Genomic DNA, 13533 nt, shown 5'->3' on the forward strand with positions numbered 1-13533 from the left:
CACGCCGGTCTACGGGCCGGGCGGCGCGGGGCGCGCGGTCCAGGACCGGATCGCCTTCGCCGAGCCCGACACGGGGCTGGAATTCGGGCTTGTCGCGCGGCTGGAGGACCGGCTGGGGCGTGCCGGTGCGGGGGCCGAATGGGCGCTCGACTACGATATCGAGACCTCCGAATCGGCGCTGGCGCTGACCGGGACAGACGACATCAACCGCATCAACATCTCCGGCACCGTCAGCTACCGCGTGACGGAGGCCGCGACCGGCGTGCAGGTGCAGGCTGGAGAGGTCTCGACCTTCACCGCCTTCGCCAGTTCGGGCTCGCCCGTCGCCACCGCCGCCGCGCGGCGCGACGCCGAGGAGCGCCTGATGATCGCGCTCGCCGACCAGATCGTCTCGAGGCTGCTGGCAGGCGCCGGCGCCTGGTCATGAAGCTCTCGGCGCGCGACGCCCAGGCCTGGTTCAGGAAGCCCGATCCCGCCGCCGCAGGCGGTCTCATCTACGGCGAGGACGCCGTGCGCGTGGCGCAGCTCCGGGCGGGCGTGGTCGAGGCGCTGGTCGGGCCGGAGGCGGAGGCCGAGATGCGGATCGCCCGCCTCTCCGCCGCTGACCTTCGGAGCGACACCGCCGCGCTTCTGGATGCCGTGAAGGCCGTGGGCTTCTTCCCCGGCCCCCGCGCCGTGGTGGTGGAACAGGCGACCGACGGCCTCGCGCCGGTCTTCGCGGCGGCGCTGGCGGAATGGCGGCCGGGCGACGCGCAGATCATCGTGACGGCGGGCGTGCTCGCCAAGCGCTCGGCGCTGCGGAAGGTGTTCGAGGAGGCCAAGGGCGCCTATGCCGCCGCCGTCTACGACGACCCGCCAGGCCGCGCCGAGATCGAGGAGCTTCTGCGCGGCGCAGGTCTGCGCGAGGTGAGCCGCGAGGCGATGGCCGACCTCGAGACGCTGGCGAAAACCCTTTCGGCCGGCGACTTCCGGCAGACGATCGAGAAGCTCGGCCTATACAAGCGCGGCGACACCGACCCCGCCACCCCCGCGGACCTCGAGGCGGTCGCCCCCCTCTCGCGCGAGGCGGAGCTCGACGACATCCTGCATGCCACGGCCGAGGCGGCCTCGGGCTCCATCGGGCCGATCCTGTCGCGGCTGAAGGCGCAGGGCGTGGGGCCGGTGCCGCTCTGCATCGCCGCGCTCCGGCATTTCCGGGCGCTGCACGCCGCCGCCTGCCATCCGGGCGGGGCGGAGGTCGGCCTCTCGGCGCAGCGTCCGCCCGTGTTCGGGCCGCGCCGCGACCGGCTGAAGCGGCAGCTCGGCCGCTGGCGCAGGCCGCAGCTCGAGACGGCGATCTCGATGCTGGTGGAGACCGATCTCGCCTTGCGCTCCTCGACCGAGGCGCCGCAGATGGCGATCATGGAACGCACGCTGATCCGGCTGGCCATGCTGCCCGCCCGCGGCGGGCGCTGAGGGAGACAGACATGACGGCACCCTACAAGGTCATCGGCTCGGTCAAGAGCCGCACTCTGCGCGTCCTCTGGATGCTGGAGGAGATCGGCGCGCCCTACGAGCACGTCGCCGCCGCCCCCCGCTCGGAGGAGGTGACGCGCTTCAACCCCGCCGGAAAGGTGCCGGTGCTGGTGGCCGACGGCGTCCCGATCTCCGATTCGGTGGCGATCATGACCTTCCTCGCCGACCGTCACGGCCAGTTCACCCACACGCCCGGCACGATCGAGCGCGCGCGGCAGGACAGCCTGACGAACGCGATCCTCGACGAGTTCGACGCCGTCCTCTGGACCGCCGCGCGCCACAGCTTCGTCCTGCCGGAGGAGCATCGGGTCCCCGAGATCAAGGACAGCCTCAAGTGGGAGTTCGAGCGCAGCCAGGAGCAGTTCGTGCCCCGCATGGCCGAGGATGGGCCGTTCCTGATGGGCGACACCATGACGATCCCCGACATCCTGCTCGCGCATTGCATGGGCTGGGCGGTGAACGCGAAGTTCCCGGTGACGGAGCCCTTCCGCGACCACGCCCGCCGGATGCGCGACCGCCCCGCCTTCGCCCGCGCCTCAGCCGCCTGAGCGCCATGGGGCGGCGTGCCGCCCGGCATGAAGGCCCGTCGCAAGGCAGCCCGTGACCAGATAGCCGCCGGTCGGCGCCTCCCAGTCGAGCATCTCGCCCGCCACGAAGACGCCCGGCAGAGCGCGGAGCATGAGGCCGTCGTCGACGGCGGCGCGCGTGACGCCGCCCGCCGTCGAGATCGCCTCGTCCATCGGGCGCGGACCCTCGTGCCGCACGGGCAGCGCCTTGAGGAGCCGCGCCAGCGCCTCGCCCTCGGGCAGCGGCCGTCCGAATTCCTGGAGGAGCGCGCGTTTCACGGCATCGAGGCCCAGCGCCTGCTCGAGATGCTTCGCGACCGTCCGTTTCCGGGGGCGGGCGGCGAGGCGGGCGGCGATGTCCTCCAGGCTCCGGTCGGGCAGGAGGTCGATGGCGAAGGGCGCGCCGTCGCGGACATTGGCCGAGATCGCGTAGACGCCGCCGCCCTCGATCCCGCGCGCGGAGATCACGGCCTCGCCCCGCACCGACCTGTCTCCGGCGATCAGGCGCACGCCCTTGAGCGGCTGGCCGAAATGCGCGGCCATGTGCGGGGTCCAGTCCACGCGAAACCCCATGTTCGCCGGGCGAAAGGGCGCGACCTCGACCCCCTTCGAGGCCAGCAGGGCGGCCCATTCCCCGTCCGACCCGAGCCGCCGCCAGCTCGCCCCGCCGAGGGCGAGGACGGTGACGCGGGGTGCGACCACGCGGACACCCTCCGCCGTCGCGAAGCGCCAGGCCTCCCCCTCCCACCCGGTCCAGCGCCAGCCGGTGCGCAGCTCCGCTCCGATCCGCCCGAGCCAGGCCCGCAAGAGCGGCGAGGCCTTCATGACGACCGGGAAGACGCGGCCGGTCGAGCCGGTGAAGACCTCCTGCCCCAGCCCCTCGGCCCAGGCCACGGCCTCCTCCGGCCCGAAGGCGTCGATCATGGGGGCAAGCCACGCCTCCGCCGCGCCATAGGCCGCCTTGAATTCCGACAGCGGCTCGGCCCTGGTGAAGTTGAGACCGGACTTGCCCGCCATCAGGAACTTGCGCCCCGCGCTCGGCTTGCCTTCCGCGATGACGACGCGCCGCCCGGCCCGCGCCAGCGTCTCGGCCGCCATCAGGCCCGCCGGCCCCGTACCGATCACCAGCGCGTCGACGACCTCGGCCTTGCCGTCTGCGCCGTGCGTCCCATGCTCCTCAGCCATGACGGACGACCCGATCTGCCCCCTCTGCCGCCGCCCGATCCCGGCGCATGCGAAGCAGAGCCTGCATCACCTGATCCCGCGCCTTCGCGGCGGCAAGGGCGGGCCGACCGTGCTCCTCCACCAGATCTGCCACAACGAGATCCACGCGACGCTGTCCGAGGCGGAGCTCGCGCGGAGCTATGCGAGCGTCGAGGCGTTGCGCGCCCATCCCCGCATCGCGCGTTTCGTCGACTGGGTGGCGAAGCGGCCGCCCGACTTCCATTCGAAGACGCCCGGCGCGCGGCGCGGGTGGAAGCGGCGCTGACATCGCCTCAGCCGTCGCACATCGCCTTGATCCGGCGCAGCACCTCGACCCTGCCCGCGCAGGCGTCGGCGGCGATGTCGCGGGCGGTCGTCATCAGGTGCTCGGCCAGCACGATCCGGTCGACGAGCCCGAAATCGTAGGCCTCGTCCGCGCTCAGCTTCTGACCGCCGAGGAGGAGGAGCTTGGCACGCGCGGGCCCCACGAGTTCGCGGAGACGCCCGGGGTCGGAGGGCTGCGGCAGGAAGCCGAGCTTCGCCACCGGATAGAAGAACCGCGCATCCGGAACCGCGAGCCTGAGGTCGCAGGCCAGCGCCATGCCGAAGGCGCCGCCCGCGAGCGTGCCGTTCAGCGCCGCGATGGTGAGGCAGGGCAGCGCCGCGATTCCGCCCGAGACCTGTTCCCACAGGGGAGAGGTGGCGAGGCCCGCGCGCGCCTCCTCGAGGTCGGCACCGGCGGAGAACACCTTGTCCCCCGCCCCCGTCAGGACGAGGGCGCGCAGGTCGTCGGACCCCGCGGCCTCCTCGATCAGCTCCACCATCCGCTCCAGCATGGCGGCGGTCAGCGAGTTCGCCTTCTCCGGCCGGTCGAGCGTGACGGTCCAGAGCGGGCCGTCCTTCGCGATCCCGATCATGCCACGAGGCCCAGAAGCTGCCGGATCTCGGGCGCGCGGAGCGAGATCTCCTCGCCCAGATGCGCGTCCGCCTCCGCGGTGCACATCCAGGACAGCGCGACCGCGGGCCATTCGGGCGGGATGTGGTCCGTCCATTCGAGGCGGCTGATCGCGTTCACGCCCGAGGCCTTGATCTCCTTCTGCATCTGCGTCGCGACCGTGCCGGGCGAGAGGCCCATCGCGCGGATTCCCGCGCTTCCGTGCTCGAGGTGGAGCGACCGCGTCAGCATCGCGGCCCCGGCCTTCGAGGCGCAATAGGCGCTCCAATGCTCGAGCGGGTTGTGCGCCGCGCCGGAGCTGACCGTAAGGATCGTGCCATGGCCCTGCGCCAGCATCGCGGGCAGGACCGCACGCATCCCGTGGAAGACGCCCTTGAGGTTGATATCGATCACCTGCCCCCAGCCGTCGGGATCGACCTCCTCCATCCCCGCGATGGGCTCGATGGCGCCCGCGTTGTTCACGAGGATGTCGACGCGCCCGAAGGCCTCGACCGCGGCGCCGACGGCCGCCTCCACCTCCCAGTAGCGGGTGACGTCCACCGGAACCGCCAGGGCCTGCCGGCCGATCTCGCCCGCGAGCGCGGCGATCTCGTCCCGGCCCCGCGCCATCAGGACGACGTTCGCGCCCTGTTCGGCGAAGGCGCGCGCCGCCGCCGCGCCGATGCCCCGGCTCGCCCCGGTGACGAGCGCCGTCCTTCCCGACAGGTCGAACCTGCGTCCGCGTTCCTCCGCCATTGCCGTCTCCCGCTGCCGTCGCTTGCGTGTCGCGTCAACAGCTAGCGCCCGCCGCGCGCGGGAGCCACCCCATTTCCGGCACGCAAGGCGCGCTTTCCGGGGTTGACGCACGCGCGCGCAGGTGCGGAACTCCGCCCAGATTGTTTGGACCGAACGGAGCCCGTGCCTGCCATGTCCCGCCTTTTTTACTGCGTTTCCGCACTCGCCATCGCATCCGCCGCCCCCGCCTCCGCGCAGGTGATGGCCGAGGAGATCTGGGCCGAATGGCAGGCGGCCGCCGCGGCCGCGGGCCAGCAGATGACCGCCGACATCACCGAGACGGCCGACGGGCTGGTCCTTCAGAACCTCACCACGACGCTGGAGGAGGAGGACGCCGCCGGCGTGGGCCGGCTCGACCGCGTCGCGCTGATCGAGCAGGCCGACGGCACGCTCGTCGTCGAGGTCTCGGAACCCTACGCGATCTCCCTCACCTTCCCCGACGAGGACGGCGCGAACGTCACGCTCGACTTCGTCGTCGAGTATGACGGCCTTGCGGTGTCGGTCTCGGGGACGCCGGAGGCGCGGAGCTACGTCTATTCCGCGGACCTCGTCACGGTCCGCGACAACGGCATCACCAACGACAGCGGCGCGCCCGTCCCGCCCTTCGACTTCGAGGTGGCGATTCGCGACATGTCGACGACCTACGACCTCGTCGGCCCGGCGGGCGCGGAGCAGCGCTTCGACAGCACCTCGTCGGTCGGCAGCCTCGCGATGCGGGTCGACGTCCGGGCGCCCGAGGACGAGGAGCCCGGGCAGTTCAAGTTCAGCACCGCCATCGGCACGCTCGAGTCGAACGCGTCCGGCACCATCGTTCCGCTCGCCACGATCCAGCAGTCCACGACCGGCCTGCCGGGGGGCACCGAGATCGACACCTCGAACACCTATGCCTGGTCGCGGGTCGCCATGTCCTTCGAGTCGGCGACGGACAGCTTCCGCGCCGATTACGCGAACGAGGGCGGGTCCTTCGCGCTCGCCTTCTCGGAGGAGGCGCTGGTCTACGACATCTCGGCGCGGGAAATCTCGTTCGAGACGCTGGGCAGCGAGATACCGGTGCCCGTCACCGCCACGGCAAGCTCGAGCGAGGTCTCCCTGACCGTGCCGCTTGCGGCCAGCCCCGAGCCGTCGCAGGCGTCCCTGCGCTTCGCCTACCGCGACCTCGAGCTCGGCGAAGGCGTCTGGGGCATGATCGATCCGACCGGCCAGGTGCCGCGCAATCCGCTGACGCTGCTGCTCGACGCGGCGGCGCAGGTGCAGATCACGCGCGACCTGCTCGACCCCGGCGCGATGGAATCGCCGGTTCCGCCGGGCGAGCTGCGCTCGCTCACCGTGTCGGAGCTGGAAGTCAGCTTCGGGGACACCTCGCTGACCGGGACGGCGGACATGACCTTCGCGCCCGGCTCGATGCCGCCCCAGCCGATCGGCCGCGCCGATATCGGCCTGTCGGGCGGCAACGCGCTCCTCGACCAGTTGCAGGCGGCGGGCGTGATCGGGCCCGAGCAGGCGGCCATGGCGCGGGGCGTGGCGGGCATGTTCTCGCGCCCCGGCGCGACGCCCGACACGCTCGAGACCACGCTCGAATTCCGCGCGGACGGCACGGTCACGGCGAACGGGATGCCGCTCCAGTAACGGGGCTGCGGGGACGGATCGACTTGCGCCGGGGGGCGGCGGGCCCTAGGTCCGGGGTCAGCGTTCCTTCCGGCCGGAGACCCCGATGAGCGACCGTGAGACCGACCTCGCCGCCCTTGCCGGGGCCATGCTGGAGGCCGCGCGCAAGGCCGGCGCCGACGGTGCCGACGCGCTGGTCGTGGATGGCACCTCGCTCTCGGTCGACGTGCTGAACCGTCGCCTGGAACAGGCCGAGCGGGCGGAGGGCGTGGAGATCGGCCTCCGCGTCCTCGTGGGCCGGCGGCAGGCGAGCGTCTCGGCCTCGGACACGCGGGCCGAGACGCTCCGCGAGATGGCCGAGCGGGCGGTGGGCATGGCGCGCCTCGCGCCCGAGGACGCGACATTGGGCCTCGCCGATCCGGCGGAGCTGTCGGCGCTGCGCGACGCCGACGCGCTCGACCTGGCCGATCCGTCCGACGACCCCTTACCCGCCGCGCTCGAGGAGGCCGCGCTCCGCGCCGAGGCGGCGGCGCTCGGCGTCGCGGGCGTCAGCCAGGTGCAATCGGCGAGCGCCGGGTTCTCGCGCCGGCGCATTCACCTTGCCGCGACCAACGGCTTCTCGGGCGGCTACGCACGCACCAGCCACGGCGTCTCCTGCGTCGCGATCACGGGCGAGGGGCTGCGGATGGAGCGCGACTATTTCGGCGAGAGCCGCACCCACGGCGCCGACCTGCCCGACCCCGAGGAGATCGGGCGCATCGCGGGCGAGCGCACGGTGGCCCGCGCCGGTGCGCGCAAGCCGCCGACCGGGGCCTATTCCGTCGTCTACCACGAGCGTATCTCCTCCGGGCTGATCGGTCACCTTCTCGCCGCCACCAACGGCAGCGCAATCGTGCGCGGCGCGTCCTGGGCCCGGAACCTCCTGGGGGAGGAGATGCTGCCGAAGGGCATCAGCCTCACCGAGGAGCCGCATCGCCCGCGCGTCGGCGGCTCCCGCCCGTTCGACGCCGAAGGGTTGCCGACGCGCGCCCGCGAGATCGTCGCGGACGGTGTGCTGCGGGGCTGGACGCTCGATCTCGCCACGGCGCGCAGGCTCGGCCTCGCCTCGACCGGGAACGCCGCGCGCGGCACGGGCGGGCCGCCCTCGCCCTCCGTCACCAACGTGACGCTGACCCAAGGGGCGCAGAGCCTCGAGGAGATGCTGCGCGAGATGGGTCAGGGCCTCCTGATCACGTCGATGATCGGCTCCTCCGTCAACGCGACGACGGGAGACTATTCCCGCGGCGCCTCGGGTTTCTGGATCGAGGGCGGCGAGATCGCCTATCCGGTCAACGAATGCACGGTGGCGGGGAACCTCGGCGACATGCTGCGGACGATCCGTCCCGCCAACGACGCGCGCACGCATCTGAGCCATGTCGTGCCGTCGCTTCTTGTAGAAGGACTCACGATTGCGGGCGCCTGAGGACGAGCTCGCCCTCCTGGTCGAGGCCGCGCGGACGGCGGGCGAGATCGCGCGCAAGCACTTCCGCCGCGATCCGGAGATCTGGACGAAGGCCGACGAGAGCCCCGTGACCGAGGCCGACATCGCCATCGACCGGGTGCTCCGCGCCGACCTCCTCGGGGCGCGGCCCGATTACGGCTGGATCTCGGAGGAGACGGAGGACGATCCCGCGCGCCTCCGCGCCGACCGGGTCTTCGTCGTAGACCCGATCGACGGGACGCGCGCCTTCATCGAGGGCGAGACGAGCTTCGCCCATTCCATCGCCATCGTCGACGGGGGCGAGCCGGTGGCGGGCGTCGTCTACCTGCCGATGAAGGACAGGCTCTACGCCGCCGCGCGCGGCCTCGGCGCGACCTTGAACGGGACGGCGATCCGCACATCCTCCGCACAGGTCGAGACGGGCGCGCAGATCCTCGCCACCAAGCCGAACGTCGATGCGAAGCACTGGCCCGGCGGCGTGCCGCCCTTCACCCGCGTCTACCGGCCCTCGCTCGCCTATCGCCTGGCACTGGTGGCGGAGGGGCGCTTCGACGGCATGGTGACATTCCGCGACACCTGGGAATGGGACATCGCGGCCGGTGCGGTCCTCGTGTCGGAGGCGGGCGGCGCGGTGACGGACGGGCGGGGCGAGACGCTGTGGTTCAACGCCCCCGTCCCCCGCGCAAAGGGGATCATGGCCGCGCCGGCGGGCCTGCACTCGGCCCTGCTGCGGCGGCGTCTCGCGAGCTAGCCCGCGATGGAACGGCCGCCGGCTGCCGGCAGGAGAATGGTCGGCTGCGCCTCGTCCCCGACGGCGGGAACCATGGCCGAGACGCTCGCCATCGCGGTGACGAGCAGGAGCGCGGCGAGCGCGATCAGGCTGAGGCGAAGGGTCATCCGTGGCATCTCCGGGAACGGGTCGACGGACCTTGCCGCCACCTCCTGCGTATCACGCGAAGAGTGAACGATGGATTACGGTTCCCCTTACCCCGAGCTGCCCGGCTTGACCGGGCGCGGCAGACCCTTAGGGTGCGCGCGCGGGTCCGGGGCGGTGGTGGGTCCGACCGGGACCGGGGCAGGAGGATCATGACGAAATCGATCGCGCTCGGCCTCTACCTGGCCTGGTCCGGCCGCGGCGGCCTGACCTACGCCAACCGCAAGCTCCGGCAGCGGCTGGAGGAGGGCAAGGAAGATGCCGCCCGCATCGGCGAGCGCCGCGGCGAGGCGGGGCGCCCCCGCCCCGAGGGCAAGCTCGTGTGGTTCCACGCCGCTTCCGTCGGCGAGAGCCTCGCGCTTCTCGAACTGATCCGCCGCATCCTGGAGGAGCGCGAGGATGTCTCGGTCCTCGTGACCACGGGCACCGTGACCTCCGCCGGCGTCATGGCCGAGCGCCTGCCCGACCGCGCCTTCCACCAGTACATCCCGCTCGACGCGCGCGCCTTCGTGCGGCGCTTCCTCGACCACTGGAAACCGGACCTCGCCGTCTGGTGCGAGAGCGAGCTCTGGCCCGCGCTGATCTGCGAGACCCATGCCCGCGGCGTGCCAATGGTCATCGTCAACGCCCGCATGTCGAAGACGAGCCACGACCGCTGGCGCTTTCTCAAGGGGATGGTGCGGAGCCTTCTCGGCCGCTTCTCGCATGCGATGGTGCAGGACGACATCACCGCCATGTATCTCCGCCGCCTCGGCCTGCCGCCCGAGCGGATGGAAGTCACCGGCACGCTGAAGGAAGGCGCCGCGGCCCTTCCCTGCGACGAGGCAGAGCGCACCGAGATGGCCGTGCAGCTCGGCGGGCGGCCCGTCTGGCTCGCGGCCTCCACCCATGACGGGGAGGAGCGGATCGTGCTCGACGCGCACGACCTCGCGCTCAAGGTGAACCCGCGGCTGCTGCTGATCCTCGTGCCGCGCCATCCGCAGCGCGGCGACGAGATCGCGCGCCTCCTCCAGCACGACGGCTGGACCTACAACCGGCGCACGGCGGGCGAACTGCCCGAGCCCGAGGCGCATGTCTACCTCGCCGACACGATGGGCGAGCTCGGCCTCTGGTACCGCGTCTCGCCGATCAGCTTCGTGGGCGGGTCGCTCCAGCCCATCGGCGGGCACAATCCCTTCGAGCCCGCGGCGCTCGGCTCGGCCATCCTGCACGGGCCCTACGTCACAAACTTCGTCGACATCTACCAGCGCCTGACCGAGGCACGGGCCGCGCGCCTCGTCTCGGGGCCCGACACGCTGTCGGAGGCGGTGCACGAGCTCCTGAACCCCGACCGCGCCGCCGCCATGGCCCATGCCGCGTGGGAGGTCGTCTCCTCCGGGGCGGAAGTGACGGACCGCGCGCTCGACATGGTGCTCCACCGGCTCGACGCCGGGTCGCCGGGCCGCGGGGCCTGAGATGCGGGCGCCGGGCTTCTGGTACCGGCCCCCCGGCCTGGCTTCGGCGCTCCTGTCGCCGCTCGGCGCACTCTACGCCGCGGGCACGGCGCGGAGGCTGGCGCGGGGAACGCGGGCGCGCGTGGGCGTGCCGGTGATCTGCGTCGGCAACATCAACGCGGGCGGCACCGGCAAGACGCCGACGGCGATCGCGCTCGCCATGCGGCTGGCGGATCGCGGCGTGGCGGCGCATGTGGTGACGCGCGGCCACGGCGGCGCGCTCGAGGGGCCGGTCCGCGTCGATCCGCGGCGGCATCGGGCGTCGGAGACGGGGGACGAGGCGCTGCTCCTCGCCGCCTTCGCGCCGACCTGGGTGGCGAAGGACCGGGCCGCGGGTGCGCGGGAGGCCGCAGAGGCGGGCGCCCAGGCGATCCTCCTCGACGACGGGTTCCAGAACCCCGCCCTGGCCCACGACCTGTCGCTCGTGGTGGTGGACGCGCTCCGCGGCTTCGGCAACGGCCGCGTGCTGCCCGCCGGTCCCCTGCGCGAGCCGGTGGCGAAGGGCCTGGCGCGGGCGGATGCCGTGCTCGCCATCGGCCCCGAGGCGGCGCAGACCCGCTTCGCCGCGTCGCACGGAGCCGACATCCCCTGCCCGCTTCTCCGCGGCCTGCTGGAGCCCCTGCCGACCGGCCTGCCGCTCCGGGGTCTGCCGGTTCTCGCCTTCGCGGGCATCGGCCACCCGGAGAAGTTCTTCCAGACGCTGCGCGAGCTCGGCGCCGACATCCGCGCTGCCCATGCGCTCAGCGATCACCAGCCGCTCTCGGACGCGCTGATGACGCGGATGCTGCGCGAGGCCAAGGCGCTCGGCGCGCAGGTGGTGACGACCGAGAAGGACGCCGTCCGCCTCTCGCCCGCGCTGAGGCCGAGGGTGCTGACGGTGCCGGTGCGGCTGGTCGTGGAGGATTGGGGGCCCCTCGATCGGGCGCTGGACCGGCTGTTCGCGTAGGGCGGGACTTGTCCCGCCGTGCGTGCGGACGGCTGGCCGATGGCGGGACAGGTCCCGCCCTACGACCAGCCTTCGGTCGCGTCGTCCTGTCCGAGGCCCGGGCCCGGCCGCTCCAGCGCCACCTCCGCGTCCGAGAAGCGGAAGGGCGGGCGCACGCCCGGCACGCCGCCGAGCTCGATCCGGAGGCCGCGCGCCTGTACCTGCGGGTCGGCGAAGACCTCGGCCAGATCGTTGATCGGACCCGCCGGAACGCCCTCCGCCTCGCAGGCTGCCAGAAGATCGGCCTTGCCCCACGCCAGCGTCGCCTCCGTCAGGCGCCGGGTCATCTCGTCCCGGTTCGCGATCCGGTCGGCGTTGGTCAGGAAGTCCGGGTGCCCGGCCATCTCCGCCAGCCCGAGGAGGCCGCAGAGCCGCCGATACTGCGCATCGTTGCCGGTCGCGATGATGATCCAGCCATCGCGGCAGTCGAAGACCTGGTAGGGCGCGAGGTTCTGGTGGGCGTTGCCGATCCGCTGCGGCGGAATGCCCGTGGTCAGGTAGTTCATCGCCTGGTTCGCCATGAAGGCGGTCGCCACGTCCATCAGGCTCATGTCGATGTGCTGGCCGGTGCCGGTCGTTTTCCGCAGATGCAGCGCGGCGAGGATCGCGTTGACGGAATAGAGGCCGGTCAGGATGTCGGTGACGGCGACGCCGACCTTCTGCGGCTGCCCCTCGGGCGCGCCGGTGACGGACATGAGGCCGGACATGCCCTGGATGATGTAGTCGTAGCCCGCCCGGTGCGCGTAGGGTCCCGTCTGGCCGAAGCCGGTGATGGAACAGTAGATCAGACCCGGGTTGATCGCCTTCAGGCTCTCGTAGTCGAGCCCGTATTTCGCGAGGCCGCCGAGCTTGAAGTTCTCGATCAGGACATCGGCGCCTTTCGCGAGGTCGCGCACGCGGGCCCGCCCCTCCGCCGTTCGGAAGTCCGCGATCACCGACTTCTTGCCGCGGTTGCAGGCGTGGAAATAGGCGGCCGAGCGGTCGCCCTCGCGCTCGACGAAGGGCGGACCCCAGCGGCGGGTGTCGTCGCCCTCGGGCGCCTCGACCTTGATGACCTCGGCGCCGAGGTCGGCGAGCGTCTGGCCGGCCCAGGGGCCGGCCAGGATGCGCGCGAGTTCCAGGACGCGGACGCCCGCAAGCGGCGCGGTCATTCCGCGGCGGCGAGCGCTTCGTCGAGGAGCGCCGAGAGATCGGCGAAGCTCATGTTGCCGTGCATCTCGTCGTTGATGATCAGCGTCGGGGTGCCCGGAATGTCGTGGATCGCGGTGTTCGCCTCGTAGGTGGCGAGCATCGCCTGCGCCATGGCCTGGTCGGTCAGGCAGGCGTCGAGTTCCTCGTTCGTGAGCCCCGCGGTCCGCCCGATCCGCCGCAGGTTGTCGGCCACGTCCGCGGGCTGCCCTTGCGTCCATTCCGGCTGCTGCTGGTAGAGCAGGTCCACGACGCCGAAATACCTGTCCGGCCCGGCGCAGCGCGCGACCATGCCGGCCCAGAGGCCGAAACGGTCGAAATAGACCTCGCGATAGACGTAGTTGATGCGGCCGGGGTCGATGTAGTTGGCCTTGAGTTCGGGCATCACCCGCTCGTGGAAGGTGCGGCAATGCGGGCAGGTGAAGGAGGCGTACTCGATCAGCGTCACCGGCGCGTCGGGGTTGCCGAGCGTCATCTCGAGCACCTCTGGGGCCGCGGCGGTATCGGCCGCCTGCGCATTCGCCGCGCCGACGGGAAGCAGCGCCTCGGTCCGCTGTCCGGGACGGAGCAGCATCGTCCCCCCGATTGCCAGCGCCCCGACGCCCGCGGCGCCCATCAGCATCTTCCTGCGATCCATCTTCTGCCTCCAGTCGTCCTGTCAGTTCTTGGCCTTACCCGGCCACGACCTTGCGCGCCAGTGCCTCGAGCGCGGCGCGCAGGGTGTCGTCCTCGATGTCCTGCAGCCCCTCGGTCGCGGCGGCCAGCCGCGCGGGATCGGGCTCCTTCGCGGGCGGAGCCGCCTTGTGCGCGAAGGCGACGCGCCCCTCCGCGAAGC

General features: G+C 72.3%; 15 protein-coding genes. 9 read left to right on the forward strand and 6 right to left on the reverse strand.

All coding sequences use genetic code 11. The annotated features are described in order from the left end of the window. The 3 genes from lptE to ACTS11_RS13260 all read left to right on the forward strand — a co-directional run. Positions 1-427, forward strand: a 427-nt coding sequence (lptE, locus tag ACTS11_RS13250; protein ID WP_442640780.1) for an LPS assembly lipoprotein LptE, incomplete at its 5' end; no start/stop codon positions are given. Next, positions 424-1455: a DNA polymerase III subunit delta gene (holA, locus tag ACTS11_RS13255; protein WP_442640781.1), complete on the forward strand. Its 1032-nt coding sequence runs from the start codon at positions 424-426 to the stop codon at positions 1453-1455. The genes lptE and holA, both read left to right, overlap by 4 nt. A gap of 11 nt (positions 1456-1466) precedes the next feature. Further along, complete coding sequence (locus ACTS11_RS13260) at positions 1467-2063, forward strand: glutathione S-transferase family protein (protein WP_442640782.1); 597 nt, start codon at positions 1467-1469, stop codon at positions 2061-2063. On the opposite strand, the gene ACTS11_RS13265 is transcribed toward ACTS11_RS13260, so the two are convergent. Then, positions 2052-3266, reverse strand: a complete 1215-nt coding sequence (locus tag ACTS11_RS13265; protein ID WP_442640783.1) for a TIGR03862 family flavoprotein — start codon at positions 3264-3266, stop codon at positions 2052-2054. The genes ACTS11_RS13260 and ACTS11_RS13265 overlap by 12 nt on opposite strands. Between ACTS11_RS13265 and ACTS11_RS13270 the strand changes: the two genes are divergently transcribed. Continuing rightward, positions 3265-3570 (forward strand): HNH endonuclease, encoded by a 306-nt coding sequence (locus ACTS11_RS13270; RefSeq protein WP_442640784.1) that lies wholly within the window; start codon positions 3265-3267, stop codon positions 3568-3570. The two genes, ACTS11_RS13265 and ACTS11_RS13270, sit on opposite strands and share 2 nt — an antisense overlap. Before the next feature lie 7 nt (positions 3571-3577). Here the strand turns inward: ACTS11_RS13270 and ACTS11_RS13275 are convergent, their stop codons facing one another. Then, on the reverse strand, positions 3578-4201 hold the full coding sequence (locus ACTS11_RS13275) for an enoyl-CoA hydratase/isomerase family protein (RefSeq protein ID WP_442640785.1): 624 nt from the start codon (positions 4199-4201) through the stop codon (positions 3578-3580). Further along, complete coding sequence (locus ACTS11_RS13280; RefSeq protein WP_442640786.1) at positions 4198-4974, reverse strand: SDR family oxidoreductase; 777 nt, start codon at positions 4972-4974, stop codon at positions 4198-4200. The genes ACTS11_RS13275 and ACTS11_RS13280 overlap by 4 nt, the downstream gene beginning before the upstream one ends. 171 nt (positions 4975-5145) lie before the next feature. Between ACTS11_RS13280 and ACTS11_RS13285 the strand changes: the two genes are divergently transcribed. The 3 genes from ACTS11_RS13285 to ACTS11_RS13295 all read left to right on the forward strand — a co-directional run bounded on the left by ACTS11_RS13285 (position 5146) and on the right by ACTS11_RS13295 (position 8849). Then, positions 5146-6639: a DUF2125 domain-containing protein gene (locus ACTS11_RS13285; RefSeq protein ID WP_442640787.1), complete on the forward strand. Its 1494-nt coding sequence runs from the start codon at positions 5146-5148 to the stop codon at positions 6637-6639. An 85-nt stretch (positions 6640-6724) separates the two neighbouring features. Beyond that, positions 6725-8080, forward strand: coding sequence for a TldD/PmbA family protein (locus ACTS11_RS13290; RefSeq protein WP_442640788.1), 1356 nt, complete (start codon positions 6725-6727; stop codon positions 8078-8080). Further along, entirely contained in the window at positions 8067-8849 is a 783-nt protein-coding gene (locus ACTS11_RS13295; protein WP_442640789.1) for a 3'(2'),5'-bisphosphate nucleotidase CysQ, read from the forward strand. Before ACTS11_RS13290 ends, ACTS11_RS13295 begins: the two co-directional genes overlap by 14 nt. Here ACTS11_RS13295 and ACTS11_RS13300 read toward each other — a convergent pair. Next, the gene (locus tag ACTS11_RS13300; RefSeq protein WP_442640790.1) at positions 8846-8995 is read right to left on the reverse strand and encodes a hypothetical protein; all 150 of its coding nucleotides are present in this window, start codon (positions 8993-8995) and stop codon (positions 8846-8848) included. The two genes, ACTS11_RS13295 and ACTS11_RS13300, sit on opposite strands and share 4 nt — an antisense overlap. Before the next feature lie 189 nt (positions 8996-9184). Between ACTS11_RS13300 and ACTS11_RS13305 the strand changes: the two genes are divergently transcribed. Both ACTS11_RS13305 and lpxK read left to right on the forward strand, forming a co-directional pair. Beyond that, a complete protein-coding gene (locus ACTS11_RS13305; RefSeq protein ID WP_442640791.1) occupies positions 9185-10486 on the forward strand; it encodes a 3-deoxy-D-manno-octulosonic acid transferase in 1302 nt (433 codons plus the stop codon). A gap of 1 nt (position 10487) precedes the next feature. Further along, a complete protein-coding gene (gene lpxK, locus ACTS11_RS13310; RefSeq protein ID WP_442640792.1) occupies positions 10488-11471 on the forward strand; it encodes a tetraacyldisaccharide 4'-kinase in 984 nt (327 codons plus the stop codon). Between the two features lie 59 nt (positions 11472-11530). On the opposite strand, the gene ACTS11_RS13315 is transcribed toward lpxK, so the two are convergent. Both ACTS11_RS13315 and ACTS11_RS13320 read right to left on the reverse strand, forming a co-directional pair. Continuing rightward, positions 11531-12661 carry a CaiB/BaiF CoA transferase family protein gene (locus ACTS11_RS13315; RefSeq protein ID WP_442640793.1) on the reverse strand — a complete coding sequence of 377 codons (1131 nt, stop codon included), beginning with the start codon at positions 12659-12661 and terminating at the stop codon, positions 11531-11533. Continuing rightward, complete coding sequence (locus tag ACTS11_RS13320; protein ID WP_442640794.1) at positions 12658-13335, reverse strand: DsbA family protein; 678 nt, start codon at positions 13333-13335, stop codon at positions 12658-12660. The genes ACTS11_RS13315 and ACTS11_RS13320 overlap by 4 nt, the downstream gene beginning before the upstream one ends. Positions 13336-13533: the final 198 nt, after the last annotated feature.

The sequence above is a fragment of the Roseicyclus sp. genome (assembly GCF_052168335.1).
In the GTDB taxonomy this organism is placed as follows: Bacteria; Pseudomonadota; Alphaproteobacteria; order Rhodobacterales; family Rhodobacteraceae; genus Roseibacterium.